The 21,383-nt window shown below is 47.4% G+C and carries 14 protein-coding genes; 12 read left to right on the forward strand and 2 right to left on the reverse strand.

Annotated features, from left to right (window positions below):
* Together OXH39_23330 and OXH39_23335 are read left to right on the forward strand one after the other, a co-directional pair.
* A complete protein-coding gene (locus tag OXH39_23330; protein MCY3553402.1) occupies positions 1-1,854 on the forward strand; it encodes an AAA family ATPase in 1,854 nt (617 codons plus the stop codon).
* Between the two features lie 74 nt (positions 1,855-1,928).
* Positions 1,929-3,536: an AAA-like domain-containing protein gene (locus OXH39_23335; GenBank protein ID MCY3553403.1), complete on the forward strand. Its 1,608-nt coding sequence runs from the start codon at positions 1,929-1,931 to the stop codon at positions 3,534-3,536.
* An 87-nt stretch (positions 3,537-3,623) separates the two neighbouring features.
* Here the strand turns inward: OXH39_23335 and OXH39_23340 are convergent, their stop codons facing one another.
* Positions 3,624-5,009, reverse strand: coding sequence for a hypothetical protein (locus OXH39_23340; GenBank protein MCY3553404.1), 1,386 nt, complete (start codon positions 5,007-5,009; stop codon positions 3,624-3,626).
* Positions 4,979-5,476 (reverse strand): histidine phosphatase family protein, encoded by a 498-nt coding sequence (locus OXH39_23345; GenBank protein ID MCY3553405.1) that lies wholly within the window; start codon positions 5,474-5,476, stop codon positions 4,979-4,981. Before OXH39_23345 ends, OXH39_23340 begins: the two co-directional genes overlap by 31 nt.
* Positions 5,477-5,720: 244 nt before the next feature.
* On the opposite strand from OXH39_23345, the gene OXH39_23350 reads away from it, so the two are divergent.
* From OXH39_23350 to OXH39_23395, 10 genes are all read left to right on the forward strand, one after another.
* Entirely contained in the window at positions 5,721-6,521 is an 801-nt protein-coding gene (locus OXH39_23350) for a fibronectin type III domain-containing protein (protein MCY3553406.1), read from the forward strand.
* Between the two features lie 15 nt (positions 6,522-6,536).
* Entirely contained in the window at positions 6,537-7,184 is a 648-nt protein-coding gene (locus OXH39_23355) for a hypothetical protein (protein ID MCY3553407.1), read from the forward strand.
* A 32-nt stretch (positions 7,185-7,216) separates the two neighbouring features.
* On the forward strand, positions 7,217-7,984 hold the full coding sequence (locus OXH39_23360; GenBank protein ID MCY3553408.1) for a DUF3108 domain-containing protein: 768 nt from the start codon (positions 7,217-7,219) through the stop codon (positions 7,982-7,984).
* Positions 7,985-8,243: 259 nt separating this feature from the next.
* On the forward strand, positions 8,244-11,747 hold the full coding sequence (gene mfd, locus OXH39_23365) for a transcription-repair coupling factor (GenBank protein ID MCY3553409.1): 3,504 nt from the start codon (positions 8,244-8,246) through the stop codon (positions 11,745-11,747).
* 144 nt (positions 11,748-11,891) lie between these two features.
* Positions 11,892-12,863: a peptidyl-prolyl cis-trans isomerase gene (locus tag OXH39_23370; GenBank protein MCY3553410.1), complete on the forward strand. Its 972-nt coding sequence runs from the start codon at positions 11,892-11,894 to the stop codon at positions 12,861-12,863.
* Between the two features lie 137 nt (positions 12,864-13,000).
* Entirely contained in the window at positions 13,001-14,035 is a 1,035-nt protein-coding gene (locus OXH39_23375; protein MCY3553411.1) for a peptidyl-prolyl cis-trans isomerase, read from the forward strand.
* 104 nt (positions 14,036-14,139) lie between these two features.
* Entirely contained in the window at positions 14,140-15,444 is a 1,305-nt protein-coding gene (locus OXH39_23380; GenBank protein ID MCY3553412.1) for a peptidylprolyl isomerase, read from the forward strand.
* A 7-nt stretch (positions 15,445-15,451) separates the two neighbouring features.
* Complete coding sequence (locus OXH39_23385) at positions 15,452-19,444, forward strand: peptidylprolyl isomerase (protein ID MCY3553413.1); 3,993 nt, start codon at positions 15,452-15,454, stop codon at positions 19,442-19,444.
* A 10-nt stretch (positions 19,445-19,454) separates the two neighbouring features.
* A complete protein-coding gene (locus tag OXH39_23390; protein MCY3553414.1) occupies positions 19,455-21,020 on the forward strand; it encodes a class I SAM-dependent DNA methyltransferase in 1,566 nt (521 codons plus the stop codon).
* Between the two features lie 19 nt (positions 21,021-21,039).
* Positions 21,040-21,369: an XRE family transcriptional regulator gene (locus OXH39_23395; protein MCY3553415.1), complete on the forward strand. Its 330-nt coding sequence runs from the start codon at positions 21,040-21,042 to the stop codon at positions 21,367-21,369.
* The last annotated feature ends 14 nt before the right edge of the window (positions 21,370-21,383 follow it).

Consider the following 21,383-nt stretch of genomic DNA (forward strand, 5'->3'; position numbering starts at 1 on the left):
ATGCAGTTAGAACGGATCCGGCTTAAGACTTTTGGCTGTTTCCAGCAGCGCGATTTTGAACTCCATAACGGCATTAATCTCATTTTTGGTCCCAATTTCAGTGGGAAAAGTACGCTTGTCAACGCCATCTTCTTCACACTGACAGGGAAACCGATTGTTCCGCGTGTGGATACCTCTGCCATTAAAAACGCCAAAGCCTATAGCGGTACAGCCGGACTTCAATTTCTCGTGGATGGTGTGCGTTACCAGCTCTACCGTGCTACCGGGAAGCGCATCCAACTCCGTTCTGAGAAAAACGGCGCGTGGCAGATCCTTTTTGATGAGAAGCGAGTCAAGGTGACGGAGACCATGTTGCAGGAGCAATTCGGGATTATGCACGAGCAACTTGCCCTCACTACTTTCCTCCGCGAGGGAGAGATTTTTGAATTCCTCGCCCGCCAGACAGCGAGCCGTCGCGATATCCTTCACACCCTCCTCGGTATCGATAGGTTGATTGAGGTTCGGCAGCGGTTCATCGACACGCGCCGTATCGCTAAGCGAGAACAGGGAAGGATCCATGCCCATCAAAATAGTCTGCGGTTCAATGCTAAGAACGCAAACGAAGCCGAGATCAAGCGGATTGAAGCGAAGTTGAAAGATTTGGAAGCCGCTTACGGTGCTGAAACGGGTGATGCTGCACTGATCGCAGAGTGGCTACAGCACCAGAACCGCTTGCAAAAACAATTGGATACGCTGACATACGAACAGCGCGAGGCATTGAGTGGTTTCGAGGGTGTCGTACATCTGCGGAAAATGATAGCCACAATTGAGGCTGCCGTTCAGGAAGCCGTCGGATTAGAAACAAAACGTGAGAAACTCATACAGCAAATTGGAAGTCATGAATCACAAATTATGGCGTTGACAAACGTCTGTGATACGCTCCGTACCTTGATTGAGAGTAACGACCAGCACTGTCCAACCTGCTATCAAAAGGTTGAGCAGGAAGTGGTGCAACAGATTATTGATGAAAAAGAGACTGAAAAATCGCAACGCCAAACTGAATTGGATGCCTACAAGCAATCTTTGGACACAGAAACCACAAATTTAGAGAGTCGGCGCGAACTTGAAGAACGGCTGCAAACTTTGCTGAGACTTTTGACGCAATTTGAACAACGCTCTGGTGAAATTGAGGAGATTCAAAACGAACTCCGTACACTAACTTCTCGTTTGGCTGAGAGGGGCATCCAAAAAGGTGAACAATTGCCTTCTGAAGCATCTGCCGGTCTTGACAAACCGAAATTGAAAGCCCAAATTGATCAGGAACGGAAACGGCTGGATCAACTCAAGCAACAAGAGGCTGTCCGCTTGGACAGACTTGGTGCGCTCCAGAGAGTAAATAGAGACGCAGCAAAGGTTGAAAAGACGCTCCTGAGTTTAGAACTCGCCTGTGCAGGCGTTGACAAAACCATCGAAACCCTCCAACAACAGATCCTAAAGCCTGCCGAGGCGGAATTGCATCACTGGCTCGAAAGGATGCAGCTCTTCGGACAAACGCGCGTTGACTTGCAACGCCAACACCTACTCCCTTCACTTACAATAGATGGTGTCGATCGAAGTTTAATGTTGCTCAGCGGTAGCGAGAAGATGTTTCTCTATCTCTGCTTCAAAGTTGCACTCGCCAAGGTATTGGGTAATCCTGGTTTCTTCGTGTTCGACGATCCAACGCTCCATTTAGATGGTGAACGGAAGGCGTTGATGGTAGACTTTATCCGTCAACTCGCTGAAGAGCATCAGGTGGTCGTGACGAGTTATGATGAGGATGTCCGTTCGGGATTGGAGGGCGCGCATCTCATTGAGATGAGCAGAGAAGCATAGAGAGATGGGATGTTGAATTTATTTTTTCAATTGGATACACTTAATGCTATACCACTCCTACTGATGAGAGAGCAATGAAAACGTTTGGAACCGAAGGTCCCGTGTCCCCAGAGAAAAACTACATTGTCAGCCGGACTGCTGAACTCACTGACTTTATTGATCGCATCAAACAGGGAAAATACCTTGTTATTTTTGCACCGCGCCAAACTGGCAAGACTACATTTTTCCAATTCGCACTTGATATGCTTGTCGCCGAGGATTCAACTTATTTCCCTATCGAACTTAACTTTGAAGCGTATGTAGATGTAGATCCAGTCGATTTTTATAGAAACCTTGTTGAAGATATTCGTGAAGGGATGTTACACAATTTTGAAAAATATGGAAGCCTGCCTACTGAAGCATTGGTGTCTTTTTTAGACACCGCAGAGATAACGGATCATCTGTCGATGCTAAGGTTTTTCCAACGTTTGGCGAGCTTGCTTGGTAATCAAAATTTTGTTGTTATCATTGACGAGTTTGATGCCATTCCCAAAACTGCTGTGAGAGGTTTCCTCCATTCGTTGCGCCGTATCTACCTCACCCGTAGTGCTCCGCAATGTCCACACAGCGTCGGCATTGTTGGTGTTAAGAGCATCGCCCAACTTGATTACGACCGCTCAGTATCCCCCTTCAATATTCATGACGAGTTTGCGGTGTCCAATTTCACCCTCGAACAGGTGCGTGAACTTCTTGGACAATATACAGACGAAGTTGGCCAAGCCTTCGCGCCTGAAGTCATCGAAAGTCTTCACAAACAGACAGGTGGACAGCCCTTTCTCGTCAACCGATGCGCCCAAATTCTCACAACAGAACTGGAAATTCCAAAGACTGGACCGATTACAATGGAGCATTTCTCAAGCGCACATACGCGGCTCCTTCGGGAACAAAACCGCAATATTCAGCATTTGTTGACGAATATCCGCAGAAACCCGCGTTTTGAGAAAATCCTGATGCAGATCACCTCTTACGATGAAGGCGTGGCTTTCAACTTGGACAATGAAGCCATCAGCAAACTCGTTACGTATGGCGTGATTGAGGAAGATACCGGTGGTGTGTGTAGGATTGTTAACCCAATCTATCAATTCCGTATTATGCAGGCATTCAAGCAACCCATTAACGGCTTAGAGCGGGACTACCTCCCGGAAGACACCCGTGCCGGCTTTCGCGATTACCTTACACCTGATGGACACATCCACATGCAATCCCTCCTTGACAACTTCAAGGATTTCATCGCCCGCGCAGGTTTCAGAATACTGCAAATTCCAGACACACCCCACGAGTATGTCGGGCAGTATCTCCTTTTTGCCTATCTCGACCAATTCGTTCGTCTCGTTGGCGGGAACATGTACCTTGAGGTCCCAACCGGGCGCGGCAGAATGGATCTGCTCATTCTCCACGATGCCCGCAAGTATGTGGTTGAAACGAAAATTTGGGAGGGTGATCTGCTCTATGAGGCGGGTAAAGAGCAACTCGCGAAGTATCTCAGCATAGAAAATGCCGACGAAGGCTATTACGTGGTATTTGATCATCGCAAAAATCCGGAACCCCGGGTAGAAACCGAAACAATACAAGATTTAACGATTCGGAGTTATGTCATTCCTGTCGTGCAAGCTCGTCCCTCCACTCCTACTGTCCATATTTAAACACAACCTACCAAACGTAAGTTCGACATAAAAATAGGGTGAGGTCTCTGTGCCTCGCCATTTTCTTTACGCTGAGGAAAGGGATGCTTAAAATCGTTCAAGATAAATATCACCCTTGTCTTCTTGCATGTTGCTCCAGACGACAACCCATTCCCCGTTTCCAACGGATGCCACAAAAGGTGGGTAGTGTTTTCCCGTGCTTGTAGAGATGGGCACGCCGTTTTTTTCCCATAACAGAGTTCCTGATAGATCAATTTGCTGTCCGTAGATGGCATCTTTACTCTCTTCACCGAAGTCTTCCCGGTAATCTACCCATGCCACGGAAAATCGATCCTGCTCAGTCTGCACGATGAACGGTTTGTCTTGGTGACCGCCCGCTGTGCAGAGCGGAATGCCGTCCTCTTTCCAGACAGGGGTTCCGTCCGCACGGATACGCTGCGCGTACAGGTCAGAATAGATATCGCGTTCGTCGCGCCAAACGGTGATAAAACCCCCTTCGCCGTCGTTCACAATTGAGGCGTGTTTTTGGATGCCCGGTGCAGTACAGATGGGAACACCAGTGTCCTGCCACAATTTACTGCCGTTAGGACTCATTCGCTGCGCGTAGAGTTGATCGTTGATGAAATTTTCGTACACCTGCCAAAGCACGATAATACCGCCTTCGCCATCGGCAATCACACGCGGTTCACCTTGCATCCCTTCTGTTGGGGAGACAAGGCGCGGACTCTCCCACAACGGTGTCGCGTCTAAACGCATCCGATACGCCATGATATGCCAGGCATCATATCCGATAACATCCCACCAAACCACATAGAAGCCTCCCAACCCATCTGCAACCAGAATTGGCTCGCTTTGTAGAGATTCCGATGGAAAAACGGGGATTCCATCGGGTGCCCACATCGTTTCTCCTTTGGCATTAACCCGTTGGATGTAAAGGTCTTGGAATTCAGAACTTCGGCGTTCATCTTCCCAAATAAAGATGGCACCGCCTTTACCATCGCTCAAGATCGCCTGTGTTGATTGGTCTGCGTTATTTGTGCAGATAGGAATCCCGTTTGTTTGCCACAGAATCTCACCGTCGAGCGTCACTGCTTGGGCGTAAATATCCCAGTTGCTTCTGACACGTCTATCGTTCCAGACGACAATCGCGTGCCTGTCGTGTCGAATCATCCGTAAGCGACGTTGATTTCTACCCGCTGTGCAAATTTTTATACCGTTCTGTTCCCAACGCGTTGTGTTCGTGGAGTCAACACGTTGGGCGTAAACATCCCAATCCTTACCAGTCCGATAATCCTCCCACATAACGATAACACCGTTTTCACCGTCGTCCACGACCCATGGAAGGAATTGTCCGTCTATAGCGGTTGAAACTGGAATTTCAGCCGACGTGGTCCTGCACAATAGGCAAGAACCTACGAGTAATAGGAATATTAAGAGGCGTTTCAGTCGATGAAAAGCGTTTTGGGTGTCCATAAGCTGATTAAGATTCCCTTTGTATACAGATTGAGTTCTTCCCAGCGTTCTATAGGGAGTTCAATGTGGGCGAGTGCTGCTGTCGGCATTCGTTCGATGAGTCCTGTCAGATGGCCCACGAGCTGTTCCATTGTGGGGTTGTGTCCAACCACCATAACGCACTGATATTTGTTCGGAAGTGCTTGTAATGTTTCAAAGTAAACTCCCGGTACAGTATCATAAAATACATCTAACTTTTCTACTTTTCCTATATAACCGGACGTTTTTGCGACTTTGCTCGCTGTTTTTCTTGCACGCTTTGCCGATGAAGTGAGGATCCGATCAGGAATTAATCCTTCTTGACGTAGGTGTTCGCCCATACGCGGCGCATCGCGTTTACCGCGTCTATTGAGAGGGCGGTCGTAATCGGAGAGTTCTGGGTAGTTCCAACTGGATTTGGCATGTCGCAGAATCAGAAGTGTTTTCATTTTTTAATTTTACCTTGCAGTTCAGGGATGTGGTTTGTATCCACGCCTTCCGGTGAGTATCCAAAGAATTAAGGACTTTACGAGGCATTCCTCGTATTGTATCATAATTGGGACAGCATGTCAATTTTTGACTTGCATTCTCAAGGCTTTTGTGATATTATTTAATAAAATGTCTGTCAACGATTTTATGGAAATCTCCGTTATAGAGTCTAAATGTAATTTAAACTCTTAAGGAGATAGACAAATGTTATCTAAAATTAACGGAATACTCATTACACTAATGTTCGCGATGCTGTTTGGCGGCATCAGTGGCTGTTACATTGACACTACTGACGATAGAGATGATGAACCGCCCGCTATTCCGCGTGGTGTCAGAACGATCACAGGGGACGAACAGGTTACTGTTGAATGGTATCCTAACGGCGAATACGACTTGGCAGGCTATAGAGTGTGGCGAGGTCCCGACGGCACGAATTTTAATGAAATGTTGATAGAGGCACCGCAAGGCACCACACGTTACACGGATACAACCGTGCGAAATGGAGTGACCTACTATTACGCTGTTTCCGCTTATGACATTCACGGAAACGAAAGTGATCTCAGCCCTGAAAATGCTTGGGATACACCACGACCGGAAGGACGAAATATCGCGCTTGATGACTACAACCTTTTTCCTGAAAGAAGTGGTTTCGATTTCTCACAACCGCAAAAAGGGAGTATCCCGTGGGATGCCGCCGCAACCGATATCTATTTTGGACTTGATATCGAAATCGGTGTCACCTATCTCTATTCCGATAATGAAACGCTCATGCAGGATTTAGGGTATCACGAACACTTTGATGAAGTTGATGTCGTTCCAGAAGTCGGGTACACGACGCTATTTGTTGAACTGCTCGAAGGACATATCTATGCTATCTATACACCCGATGGTAATTTCGCCAAGATTCGGGTGCGCGAGCTTTATGACGATGCCGTCATTTTTGATTGGGCATACCAGACGGATCCTGAAAATGTCCAATTGGCTCCGTCTCTCAAGATCCCTTGATGAGGAGTGCACTTCATGACAAACAGACTTGAGGCGGCACAGGTGTCGCCTCTATTATACATGCTTCTTACATTTCTGCTTGTTTTCATCATTGGCACTGTTTCGGTGAACGCTGAAACCAAAACCACTGATGAGAAATCTAAGCCTGAAAATCAAAGTACTCAACCGCTTCTGCGTAACTATTTGAATACGCCTGAAACTGAATCGGAGTATCCACTGTTCCGGTCACACCCAGAGCGCTACTACCCTGCGCTTGATCTCCAGAAGGCAAGGCGGTTATCAATACTTATGCCGGGTTTGGGTCAAGCTTACGCCGGTAATTACACAAAAGCAACGCTTTTCCTTACCGTTGAATTGGGTACGTTTGCATTTGCTGGTTATAACATCGCGCGCGCCCTACATTACAATAAGCAAGATATTTTTGAAACTGGATTTCAGGACATCCGGACAGGTGAGTTTTTAACATACGATCAGGGACGTACCCGAATGAAAAACCACGCATTTCTCAGTGGTGTTCTTCTCGCAACAGGCATCGGGATCCATATTTGGAATATTTTTGATGCCCCGAAGACTGCCGAAGCGTATAATAATCAAAGATTTTCCGTGCAAGTGCAACAAAGGAGTAGTGGTATCAGATCTCTAATCTTTACACATAGGTTTTAACATCCGCACCTACCGGGTCTGGGGTGAAAAATTTGCAGTACGCAGAGCACCTAATCTTCATCTTTCTTCTTATAGGCTGTCTTGCCGTAAATGGCACCTCCCAATCGCTTGTTGAAAGTCCAAACATTGCGCCTCACCCACTACGGGTCGGTGAAAAGTTAACTTACAATATTCATGTGGCAAAAATGCGTGCTGCTCAACGGACAGACTGGATTGTTAAAGAAGAAGCAGTAAATGGAGAGACGGTTTATCATATCCAGTCTGAACTGAAAACCCGTGCTCTTTTTAGACTCTATAGTTTTGGGAGGCAGGAAGAAACGTATTTGAATCCAAAGACACTCTCACCCATCCGCTTCCGAAATCAGTTGCGGGATCAAAAATATCGTGCTACTGTGACAATTGATTTCCGAGAGGAAACAGCAGATTATGAAAAAATCTCGCGCCCGAAGCCGAAATCGCCTGACAAACGCGAGGCAAAAGTATTAGAGATACCTGCTGGTACACAAGATGAACTGTCAATGCTCTACTTCCTACGTTCTAAACAGCTTGCAGTTGGTAAAACTTATTTCTTTCCGCTTATAGCGAAGGGCAAGGTTCAGAAGGTTACGCTCACTGTTGAGCGCAGAGAGAAGGTAAAGAATAAGAAATTGGGCATCGTCACAACCCTCGTTTTACGAACTTCAACAGGGGACCGCTTCTGGTTCACGGACGACAAACGTCGGATACTCGTCAAAGCAGCAACCAAAAGGGGACGCTGGACAGCAAATGCTACTTTAGCCGACATCGAATTTACCGACTGAGACACGGCAGTCGGCAGTTAGCAAAGAGGTTCCTTACTGAAAGCCGATCGCTGATCCGCACTTCACTGGTGAGGTTGGGAAACCTCATCTGTTGATGGTTAACTGCTGATGACTGACAGTTTCTCGTTTTGTAGGAGCGAGCTGCGCTCGCGATTCTTGCTGGCGGCTGATGACTGACAGTTTCTCGTTTTGTAGGAGCGAGCTGCGCTCGCGATTCTTTCTGACGGCTGATGACTGACAGCCAATTAAGGAAACAGTAGTGATAGAATTTTTACGCAAAACTGAAAATTACCAAACACTGGTGGCATGCCTCAAAGGTGGTAAGCAGCTCCCATGGCTCAGAGGATTGGCAAACGCATCGACCGCGTATCTTTTGGCAACGCTCACTGACGATTTTCCAGAAAAATCCTTCCTGATTGTGCTGCCCTCACAGCGTGAAGCCGAACAAGTCTTGGAAGAGATCTGTACGTACCGGTCATACCCTACCTTGGAAACCGCCCTTACTGCCGATGAACAGCCTGAAATTAACTTGTTTCCTGCTTGGAACCCGAAACTTTTTGATCGTATTGCCCCTCCTAAAAACATTGTCTCAGACCGGATGCGGTGTCTGGAACGCTTAGTCCACGAGGAACGAAGTGTCGTTGTAACAACAAGCCAAGCGATGCTTTACAAATTACCGCCGCGCGAACGTTTTGCCGTAGCTTGTTGTGTTCTTAACCTCGGAGATGAAATAGACCCGGACGATGTCGCGGCGATGCTCATCCGTGGTGGTTACCAGAACGTTGAACTCGTAGAAGTCAAGGGTGAATTTGCACGCAGAGGTGATATCTTAGATGTTTATCCGCTTACTGCTGACACCCCGGTACGCATCGAATTTTTCGGCGATGAAATTGATGCTATCCGCGCCTTTGATCCAATATCGCAACGTTCAACAGAATCGGTTCAGTCGGTTTCATTTACACCGCTACGGGAAGTTTTTTCCGATGATGTATCCGTTGATCATTGGCAAGCCCGGGTGGATGAATTGATTCAGGAGCATGCGACACCGCAATTAATAAATGCTGTCCGGGAAATAACACAAAGTTTAACGGAGGCTGCGTCGTCTCAATATCGGCTTGAAGAATGCCCACTCAATGATGGCATTGAGGCGTTTTTGCCAATGCTCATCCCTGAAACTGGACTCCTCACCGATTATTTACCTGACGATACAATCGTCTGCTTGATAGAGCCGCAGTGGCAGAAGCGCGAAGCATCGCAGATGCACGAGCGGATGCAGGAATTGTTTCAAAAGAAGTTGGAAGAATCGAGCCTCATGGTCCCGCCGGATGAGTTGTTAGTCTCCTTTGAAACACTCAGTATCGAATTAGAGAAGTATCCCGTCATCTCAACGTCTTTGGCACCGCCTCGTGAAGCCGTAGAAAATGCCTTGGAACCACTGCATTTTGAAATGAAACCGCTTGTATTGCCCTCTGGCAACTATCAGACGGTCATTAACCAGATGAAAACGTGGACAGCTGAAGGCATGCAGATTCATGTTTTCTGTGAAACGCCTCAACAGTCAAAGCGTGTCTCTGAGATTTTAGCGGAGCGCGAGTTGTTTCCTCCAGACATTAACACCAGCGTGGGAGCAATTAGTGAAGGGTTTCTCAATGAATCGCTAAATCTTATTGTCATTTCTGAAGATGAACTCTTCGGCAGTCGCCAGCGTCGCCCGATCCGGCACAGACCGTCTACAGATGGCACCCCGATTCTCAGTCTAATCGATCTAAAGGTTGGAGATTACGTCGTACACGTCTCACACGGCATCGCTGTTTATGATGGGATACGCCGATTGGCAATTGATGGCAAATCACAGGATTTCCTAATACTCAAATACAGCGCGGACGACATCCTCTATGTGCCGACCTATCAGGTTGACCTTGTTCAGAAGTATATCGGCAGCAAGGACAATAACTATAAGCCGCGTGTTGACAGGCTCGGGGGGACCGCTTGGGGACGACGAAAAAGTAAAGTCAAAGCGTCAATTGAACAGATGGCGGATGAATTGCTCAAACTGTACGCCCTTCGCCAAGCGCGGAAAGGATACAGTTTTCCGGCTGAGGTGCCGTGGCAAACTGACTTTGAAGCACTCTTCCCGTATCAGGAAACGGATGATCAACTCCAAGCGATTGAAGACGTGAAAACCGACATGGAAGATGAGCGTCCAATGGATAGACTCGTCTGTGGAGATGTGGGTTACGGAAAAACGGAGGTCGCGTTGCGTGCCGCTTTCAAATCTGTTATGTCTGAAAAGCAGGTAGCGATTCTTGTGCCTACCACGATTCTCGCACTCCAACACCACGACACCTTTGAGAAACGTTTTCAATCTTTTCCAGTCAATATTGAGATGTTAAACCGGTTCCGGACACCGAAGCAAATAAAGGAGATTAAAGAGGGATTGGCAAACGGGACGGTGGATATCGTTATCGGGACGCACAGTCTCCTCTACAAAACGGTCGAATTTGACAACCTTGGGCTTTTGATCGTTGACGAGGAACACCGTTTCGGCGTTAAGCACAAAGAGAAAATCAAACAGTTTAAAGAGACGATTGACGTGCTTACGTTGACTGCTACGCCGATTCCACGTACGCTTCACATGTCGCTTGTTGGTATACGGGATTTTAGTATTATTAATACCCCACCAGCAGATCGGTTGCCGATTCAGACATTCGTTATGCCTTATGATAGCGAGGTCATTCGTGAAGCGATCATTACCGAATTAAGTCGTGATGGACAGATATTTTTTGTTCATAACCGCGTTCAGGATATTCAAAGTATCGCGCGAATAGTTCAGGAACTCGTACCAGAGGCGCGTATCGCTGTCGCGCACGGACAAATGCCAGAGCGTGAATTAGAGACCATTATGCTTGAGTTTATTCGCCACAAACACGATATCCTCGTCTGCACAATGATTATTGAGTCAGGTCTGGATATCCCTAACGTGAATACTATCCTCATTAATCGGGCAGATGCCCTCGGTTTAGCGCAACTCTACCAGTTGCGTGGACGTGTTGGTCGTGCGACGACGCAGGCTTATGGCTATCTGTTCTATCCGCAAGACCGAGCGATTACTGAAGGTGCTCAGAAAAGACTCCGGGTTATTGAGGAGTTCACAGACCTCGGTTCAGGTTTCAAAATAGCCCTCCGAGACTTAGAGATTCGGGGGACCGGGAATATTCTCGGTGCGGAACAGCACGGTCATATTGTCACCGTAGGCTATGAACTTTATTGTAGACTCCTTGAAGAGGCAGTCATGGCATTGAAGGGTGAAACAGTCGAGGAAACCGTGGAAACACGTATCAGTTTCCCCGTTGAGGCGTATCTGCCTGATGATTACGTACCGGACAGTCGTCAGAAGATCTCTATCTACAAGAAAATTGCTGGGTTAAAGGATCCGGATGCACTTGATGAACTCCGCGAAGAGCTCAGAGATAGGTACGGTGCGATTCCGGAGCCTACAGAAGTGTTACTGGAGATTGCCAACATCAAGCAGCTCAGTCAACGTCTTGGTATTACTGCCATTGTTGCTGGAAAGGAGCAGGTAAAGGTTACTTTTGACGAACGAAAACCGCGAATTAATGTGAAGAAATTGGTTGAGATTGTCCACCAAAGTAAGGAACTTGAACTACAACCCCCGGCACAACTTAAAATTCGGATGCCGGGAGTAACTGGCACGAATATGTTAATCGAACTGCAACAAACCTTAAAGTTGTTTGTTGCGTAATCGTAAAAGCGAAGCTCCACTGAGAAAGACGTGCTACGCACATTTTCCAAAGTGCGTAAGCCTAACCAATGGGCAGGCTGGATATACGGAAAGGCATTTCATTTCCTAAATCCGCCTGACTGAACCGCAAGGAACATTAAAAATATGAAAAAAACGATTACTATTTTTGTAATTGTCGCTATGACTTGTCTGTTGACATGGCGGTTTGTTCAATCTGATGGTCATGAACAACCTGAACCTGCTATGGACGAGAGCCAAGTGATTTTGGTGGAATACAAATGGAACGGTGAATCCCATCAAATCTCGTTGGCAGACCTGAACGCGGCAATCTCAGAATTGCCGGTTTACCGTCAGCAGAACTATAAGAGTCGAGCAGACAAAGCCGAGTATCTTGAGGAATTGATAGAGGAGAAACTCAAAATCCTTCGTGCTGCTGACGAGGGGTTTGATACGCTCCCCGAACACCTCAACAAACTCGAAGATTACACCCATCAGCTCATGGTTGAGAAGTTAACCGAGGCGGAAGTAGATAATAAAATTGTCTATACCGACGAGGAGCTCATGACGCACTATCAAGCGAATTTGAGTGAATACGTTGAGGATGCCAAAGTTCGCGCAACCTGCATTACCCTTGATGACGAAGATTTCGCCAATGAGACGTTGGATGCTATCAAAGCGGGTAAGGACATCATTGAGATGGCGAAGGAGCTCTCGGAAGCTGGAAAACTTGCTAATGGACCCGGTAGTTCCGACCCGGATGATCCGGGCAATACCTACTTCTTCACAAAGTCTGCCTCACCGCGCTGGGAGGAATTCATTGAGGCTGTTTTTGAGCAAGAAATCGGCGAAATGACGGATGTCCTTTTTGAGACTGATGTCAATGAGGAAACCTTCTACCTCATCTTCCGTAAGGAAGAACACCATCCAGACCGTCAGCAGGAATTCGATGAAGTCAAGAGCGATATCCAAAGGACGGTTGAACGTGAAAAGAAACGCTCACGCATCAATGAATGGGTCACCGAAATTACTGAGAAAGGCAAGTTACGCACCTATCCTGAAAATATTCCGGAACCGCCGAAACCAGAAGAAGCGGAAACCGACGAGTCAGACCAGTAGCAATTAGCTGTCAGCCATCAGTGAAGAAGTAAATCTGTAACAAGAGACCCTATCTTGGTGTACTCGTAGGGCGCAGTAAATTGTTACAAAGAACCCTTTTTGTTGATTGCTGATAGCCATAAGAAAAGGAGTAAAAAATGCTCACAGCAGTTGCCCGCCTCATGGGCAGAATCAATAGTCAGTTCCGGCTTCCGGTTGTCCCTTTACTTTTACTTGGGATTCTTGCCACACACCCTATTTTCTATAGCTGTGGTGACAAGGCAATTGGTGCTGACGGAACAGTCATTGCTGAATTTGATTGGAATGGTAAACAACGCATCACCCTTGAAGAGATGATGCAAGAGATTAGCGAACTCCCTGAGTACAAGCAGCGTCAATATCAAGACAAAGAGGGATTAGAAACCTATATGCTTCTCATGGCAGAGAGTCGCTTAATTCTCAATCTCGCCCGGGACGAAAAGCTCAATGAAGACGCGGAAATTCTCAAGAAGGTTCAGGATTACCTTCACGAGTTGATGGTCAAGAGGATTACGACGCAAGAGGTTGACGATAAGCTCACTTTAAGTGAAGACGACTATATTCAACACTATGAAACGCACAAAGGGGACTACGTCCGCCCTGAGCAAGTGAGGCTTTCATGTATTACGCTTCTTGATAAAGAGCGCGCTGATGAAACGTTCGCACAAATCAAAGGCGGCAAAGACATCCTTGAGGCCGCCCAAGAGCTTTCCGATCGCGGTGAACTCGTCGGTCCTGGGGCGAATCCAGCCACCCCCGGTGACACGAACTACATTGGTCGGGATTCCTTCCCAACGGGAACTGAGCCTTTCTTAGATGCAGCGTTCGCTGCGGAGATCGGTAAACTCCATGATGGGGTTATTGAGGTCGATGTCCAGGGGCAGAAGTACTACATGATATTCCGAAAAGATGAGGCTCGTGACGAATACCAAAAGCCATTTGACGACGAAGATGTTCGTAAGAGTGTCGAGCGGAAAGCGGAACGCGAAAAACGACAACAACTCATGGATGATTGGATTCGTCAGCTTCGTGAACGTGCCGAGGTCAAAACCTACATAGATCGCATCCCGGAGGCACAATCCGAAGAAGCCGAAGAGGCATCGGAGGAAGAGCACGCCGAAGAGTCTTCTGGGGAGACAGAACCTGAAGAGTAGCAAACTCTTGGATGGAAGAAAGGAAGGATGGAAGGATAGGCACCCAATCTTCCTTTCTTCCAACCTTTCATCCCATATCATTTACTGCGAGGAATCATTAAAAAATGGCTTACAGAATTGTTGCTTATCTTATGCTCTGTTTATTGCTCATCAGCAGTAGTGTAAGCGTCAGTGTTGCTCGCACTTTTGACAGAATTATCGCTTACGTCAATGACGATGTCGTAACCAAGCGAGAACTTGATGTCTTGGTGAAGCAACGCGCGATGGAACTCCAGCAAGTCTATCGCTACAGCGAGCGCGAAGCACTCAATGAATCCGAACGACAACGACCTGAACTTCTCGATCGGCTTATCAGACAAATGCTTCTTTTGGAAGCCGCGCTAACCTTGAAGATTACCGTCAGTGATGTGGACATAGAGCAGTACGTTCAAGACTTTAAAAAGAGATACCAAATTGAAACCGATGAGGAGTTTGAAAAGCAGTTAAACCGAGAAGGTATGACACTCTTTGCTTTTCGTGAGCAATCGGAGCGGAACCTTAAAGCGGAGAGACTTGTGATGGGGAGGATTGTGCCGCGATTACAAGTCCGCGACAGCGAGATCCAAAAGTTTTTTGAAGAGAATCGAGACCAATTGCCAACTAAATCAGATAAAGTCGGTTTGCGACACATTTTTGTTGCTTTTAAACCGAATCAAGCCGACCGAGATGCTGCATTTGAAACCGTTCGGAAAGCACTTGATGAAATCGCAGCAGATAACACAAAGTTTGAAGAACTTGCACGGCGGTATGCCCCCAAAAAGAATTCAAGTTCGCAAGCCGGGATGCTCATAGAAGCCACCACTGAAGAACTCAATCAATTTCCAGAGATATTTCAGAATGTCCTGAAAGACTTGGCAGAGGGCGCGCTGAGCGAACCGATTGAGGGAAACGAAGGACTCTACGTGTTCGCTGTGGAACAGAAAACCGACGAGATGATTGCCTTTCGGTATCTCATTGTTCCACTTGTGCCCAGTGCGGAGGCTATGCATGAGGCACGCGAGGATATCGTCGAAGTTTACAAAAAGTTGGAAAATGGTGAGGATTTTACAGCACTTGCCGCAGCACATTCCGACGATGTTGAAACACGAGAGAACGGCGGTGACCTCGGGGTTCGTTCCCTGGCGGAACTCAATCCTAAAACGCGTGCCGTGATTGAAGCACTGGAAACTGGGGCTTACAGCCAACCCCACGAAACTGAATCTGGACTCCACATTTTTAGAGTTGACGAGCGAAATAGCCCTGACCTGAGTGAAGCGGAGAAAAGACAGATCACCTCCATACTCCGTCAGCAACGGTTTCAGGAAGAATGGGATGCGTATACCGACAAACTCCTCGAAAATGCCTACGTCAAAATCCAATTGAAAGAGTAAAAAATCCGTGAGAAAGAACGCGTCTGACGTGCCTACCTGTTATCAGTATCAATACGCGAAGGCGGTGCAGCAGTACGCTGTCCGCATCGCAACGTCAGGAATTGAGCGTATAGTGCTCACGATGTTCGTCATTGCATGTCTGCTTTGTCCGCTACAGGGCGTTATCGCGCAAGATGCGCAACCCTCTGAACCTTCCACGACTGAAACAGCACCCCCCGAATCCACAGATCAAACACAGCAGGAAGAATCCGCCTCAGAACGGTTGAATCCTGAAACAGATGTCCCTGAAGAAGGCATGGTCATCGGCGATGGTGACGATATGGCTATAGTCGATAATTTCGTTCAAATTCACGGGAACGCGCTTATCAAATTTGAGGATGTCATTCTCCGGGCTGACCATATCTGGGCTGACTTTGACGAAAACCTGATGCGAGCTTCGGGAAACGTTCACCTTAAGATAGGAAACGAGGAGACTTACTCCGATGAACTCATCTTCAACCTTGAAAATAAAAAGGGAATTGCCCGCAACGGCTTTACGTTCAGTGATCCGTGGTATTTTGGGGGCAGTGAAATCTTTAAAATCCAAGAGGATCGTTCCTATATCCGCGGCGCGACGCTAACGACGTGTTCATTGGAACATCCGCACTATTATTTCAGTGTTTCTGAAGTCATCGTCCGAATGAATCAGGAGATGATCGCGAAAAATATCGTTTTGCGTATTGGTGGGTTTCCCCTGTTCTATTTCCCCGCGATTCGGCGGGACCTGCGTAAAGGTAAGATCGCGAAGATCATCGTCAAAGTTGGCACGGATAGCTACCAAGGTCCCAACCTGAGTATCATCTTACCTGTGGCACGTAAACGGCGTTATGATGGGGCGTTGCTCTATGATAGGAGTGCGAGACGTGGGCAGGGTTACGGGTTTGAGGGAAAGTACCGATTCAATGACACACAGTTTCAAGAAATCTATATCCCTATCCCTCCGGACGTAACACCGAACCAACGCACGAAGTTAAAGGAGAAGGCGGACGAATTACATGACCGGCTTGATGGTGAATATGACCGCTATTGGTTGCGGCAAATTTTCCTTGAATATAAAATCACTGACGAGGATGTGAAGCGCGCGAAAGATCGCGCCGAAGAACTCCGCACGCAGCTTCAGGAAGAGGATGCTGACTTCGCACAGATCGCACAGAGCAATTCAGACCATTACGATACCCGTTATGATGGCGGGGATATGGGATTCCTCGTTCCCGGTGAAGTTGATGAAGAAGATAACCCGAAACTCGACCCTGTTTTGGAGGAAGCCGTCTTTGCACTACAAGAGGGTGAAATTAGTGCTGTCATCCAAACTGAATCCGCTTTCCATATCTTCAAAGCGGAACAGGTCCTTGATGTCTATGGTGAGCGCGAAATTAAACTCAGCCGTATTGATGTGGCTATTACTGCGAGTGATGATACAGAATACGTCATACGCGAGTTGGCGAACGATATGCTCAAACGTGCCCAGGAAGGGGAGCCTTTTGAGCAATTAATACAAATTCCCGATGAATTTACTGATGTTGCCCAACCCGTCTTGTCAGAACTCAATGAAGGTAAGGGGATGCTGCTAAATGAGATGGAATCCTCTTGGCAACCTTCAGTCAGACGCTTAGAAAATCCAGGTGATGTCACTGAACGTAGACCTATTTCTATGCCCGAAGGACTTTACATTTTCCAACTCATTAGAAAAGAGCAAACCCCAACTTTTGAGGAAGTCGCTGAACAGTTTGAGGCAGAATGGGATGCTTTTTACGAGGAACTGATGAATCCTCCGCCAGAGGAAGCCGTAGAAGATGGAACGCCTACAGATGACATTGGGGATACAGAGCAGAGTCAACCAGTGAATGGAGAGGCGAGCGAAACCGAAGAAGGTGATAAAGCAGAAAACACAACCGAGAACGTTCAACCCCAAGAACCCGATACTGTTACCACTGCACCAGAGCTGCGACAAGCACCTGATCCCACCGATGCTGACGATGCTGCTGACAACAGCACGGATATGGAACAGAGCGAACCGGAGAATGTGGAGGAAGGCGAAACTGATTCTGATCAGGTTGAAGGCGAAGCTACCGACGGAGACGAAGAAGGTGAAACCTCCGAAGAAGACGCGGAGGACGAAGACGAACTTAAGGTCTATCGGAAACACGGATTCCGAGGACGGTGGGAGGATCCGAGTGCCGTAGCCTCAGATGCACAGAGCATGTACGCGGGTGAATTTAGCAGACGGCCCATTCAAACCAAAAAGTCCTTTCGCCTCCTCAAAGTTGATAAAAAACGAACGTATCGCGGGGACATCTACTTCTACGGGGCAGACCGCTACTCCTACGAGCGACAGAACGCCACCCGAATCGGTAGACGTTGGAATATGCGGTGGGCACACACCCAATCCTTCTATACGCCGTGGGATGACCGCCAAGCCGGCAGGCGTCCGATCAATTTCACAGGTAGGACGGAGCTGCAAGCCCGGAATTTTAAGGAAGAATTAAAACTTCCCAGCGAATCCACACTCAACTCTTTTGGAATACTCACTTACGGGACAGGTTTTTCCACCGTTGCTGACGAGGATGTTGATGAGAACGGCAACCTGAGGTTCTCGCGAGAAACTATCGGTGATTTGACAAGCAGGCTTGAAGTGCGACACATTCACGATTTCACGGGTGAAGGCACGACCTCGCTACAAAAGCTTCCGCAGCTCACTGTAAATTTATCGCGGATGCGTGTGGATGCTTTTCCGCTCTTTAAGACCCTTAACGATGGTATGGAGACCCTTGCCGAAAGATTCGGAACCGAAAAGCCATTTCTTTCACTGCTCGCTTTTCCAACCCTTGACAGCACAAGTGTTGACCTTGATTTTGAGTTCGGCAATTTCTTTAGAGAAGTTTATCGCGCTAAAGCGGGTGAAGAGAGAGATGTATTCCTACAGACAGTAGACCTTGGATTTGATGTCCGCAAGCAGTCAACGCTCCTTATTACGCCTTTGCGCGAGCTTCAACTCGGTCTCAATCTCAATACGAACATGGTTTGGCACGACCGGGATCAGGAAAATAATAAGAACATTATAAGGGGGGTTTACAGTTTTAATGGAACTGCTACGAACACCCTGTTCCGTATCTATAATATCAGTTATATCCCCGGAATGCGAAGGTTGCGACACGAAATACAATCCTCACTCCGGTTTAATTATCAGCCCGCTGTCGATCAAGATGAGAGCCTCTATCCTTTCGGTCCCAGTACCTATTTCTATGAACGGAAGAGACTCACGTATAACTTCAATACGAACTTTGAAATCAAGACCCGACGGAGTCAGTCGGCACACCGTATCTTCTATTTTGATACACGGCTTACCGCCGATTTCACTGAATTCGATCCTTTGTATGAGCGTCAATTTGAGCCTATTGAGAGTGATTTTACATTCGTTCCGCTTCCGAGTCGAAACCTAAACATGACCTTTCGAGTTACGCACGATCCGAATCCGCATCCGGTTGATGGCAAACAGTTCAAAGTCGTTGGAATCCGTACCAATATCCGTTATACTCGGCAGTCGTGGAACGTAAGTATCGGTAACTCGTTTAGTAAACGCCATACATCGAGACGCGCGTCGCGGTCTCTCACTGCCACCGGTCGGTACCGTTATAGCCAAAACCTTGAATTCGATCTGAGTCTCATCTATTATCCTATTGATCGGCAGTTTTACTCACAACGTCTCACAGTTACACGTAACCTCCACGATTGGAGTCTCCGAATTTCTTGGAGTCGAGTCGGTATTGACCGCGGCGATCCGCGTTACAACAACGTCCGCCAAGACTTTACATTCCAAGTGAGTCTGATTCAAGAACCCGCGATTTCCATGGGTGTCGGTTACGACGCGACGACTGAAACTTGGGGACTCCGAACCATACCAGCTGGCATGCCTTACAACGCATTTGGCTCCGGCAATTCACTCGGCAGGTCTTACTTCTAATATCTACCCTATGAGCACCAACCTCGCAGAAATCGAAAGTAGACTGTGGAGCGCTGCAGATGAACTCAGAGCCAACTCCCGCCTCAGAGCCTCAGAGTACTCAACGCCTGTGCTTGGGCTTATCTTCTTACGGTATGCAGATCATAAATTTACACAGGCTGAACAAGAAATCGGTCGTGAAGCCGCTACAAACACGCGCAGACGTACCGATCCAAAAACGCAATATCAGGCTCGCGGTGTATTTTATCTGCCAGAGAAAGCGCGGTTTCAGTACCTCCTGAGTTTACCGGAGGGTGAAAACATCGGACAAGTTGTTACGGATGCGATGAAGGCAATAGAAGAAGAAAACCCTCAAGTTGATGGTATCCTACCCAAGACTTACAATCGGCTTGAAAAGAACACGCTTCTTGAACTCCTCCGTATCATGGAACAGATCCCTATGGACATTGAGGGCGATGCTTTCGGAAGGGTTTACGAGTACTTTCTCGGCAATTTCGCCATGAGCGAAGGACAACGCGGCGGAGAGTTTTTCACCCCCACCTCCCTTGTTAAACTTATCGTTGAGATTATCCAACCTTTTCACGGTCGTATTTTTGATCCCGCTTGTGGCTCTGGCGGCATGTTCGTCCAGAGTGCGGCGTTCATTAGCAACCACAAGAAAAATGGAAACCCCGGAGACATCAGCATCTACGGCGTTGAACGCGTCGCCGAAACTATCAGGTTGTGCAAAATGAACCTCGCAGTCCATGGACTTGAAGGCGATGTCAAGCAAGCCAATAGTTACTATGAGGATTCGCATAACTGTCTCGATAGATTTGACTTCGTCATGGCAAATCCACCCTTCAATGTTGATCGCGTAGACATGGAACGCATTAAAGACGATCCTCGATTTCCGTTCGGTATGCCACGCGTTGACAATGCCAACTATCTCTGGATTCAACTTTTCTATAGTGCGCTCTCCGAATCCGGGCGCGCAGGCTTTGTGATGGCGAATTCCGCCGCCGATGCCCGTGCCTCCGAACTCGAAATCCGCACACAGATTATCAAATCGGGGTCAGTAGATGTTATCGTCAGTATCGCTTCAAATTTCTTCTACACTGTTACTTTACCCTGTACCCTCTGGTTTTTCGACAAGTCAAAACCGGATAGTGACAGACGTGATAAGGTATTGTTTATTGATGCACGCCACCTCTATCGGCAGGTGAGCCGCGCACATCGGGAATTCACACCTTTGCAGCTTGAATTCCTTGCCAATATTGTGAGACTCTATCGTGGAGAAATTCCTGAAAATCAACACGACAGCGCGGATTTCCTTACCACGAAATTTCCCGATGCAGCGTATATTGATGTTCCCGGACTTTGCAAGGTGGCTACCGTCGCTGAAATTGAAGCGCAAGGATGGAGTCTCAACCCCGGACGGTATGTCGGTGTTGCTGAACAGACGGCTGACGATTTTGATTTCGCTGAAAGATTTGGGGAACTCAACGAAGAATTGGAGGTACTAAATGCTGAGGCACGTCAATTGGAGGAACGGATTGCTGAAAATGTTGTAAAGATTTTGGAGGATACGGTATAATATCAGATGGAGGCAAAAAATGAGTGAAGAAGTAAAAGTTGAGGAAAGTTCTGGGAATGTGTTTCTGGATATAGGTTTCTCTGAAGAGGAGGCTGAATATGAACAGCTAAGGTCGTACCTTGCCTTTCATGTTTATAGTCTTTTTGAGGAACTAAAATTGACTCATGCAAAAGCGAAGGCACGTTTTGGAATTGATGCAGATGATGTATCTCGAATACAAAAGGGAGATTTCCATCTTTTTACCGTGCCACAGCTGCTTTTACTCTTGAAGCGGTTGAGCCGCAATATTGAAATTCGCATTACACCTTCGGATGAAAAAGTTGGGCACCTGCAAGTTGTTTCAACTTAAGGAAGCGTTTTTTA

It is taken from the genome of Candidatus Poribacteria bacterium (assembly GCA_026702755.1).
Taxonomy (GTDB): Bacteria; Poribacteria; WGA-4E; order WGA-4E; family WGA-3G; genus WGA-3G.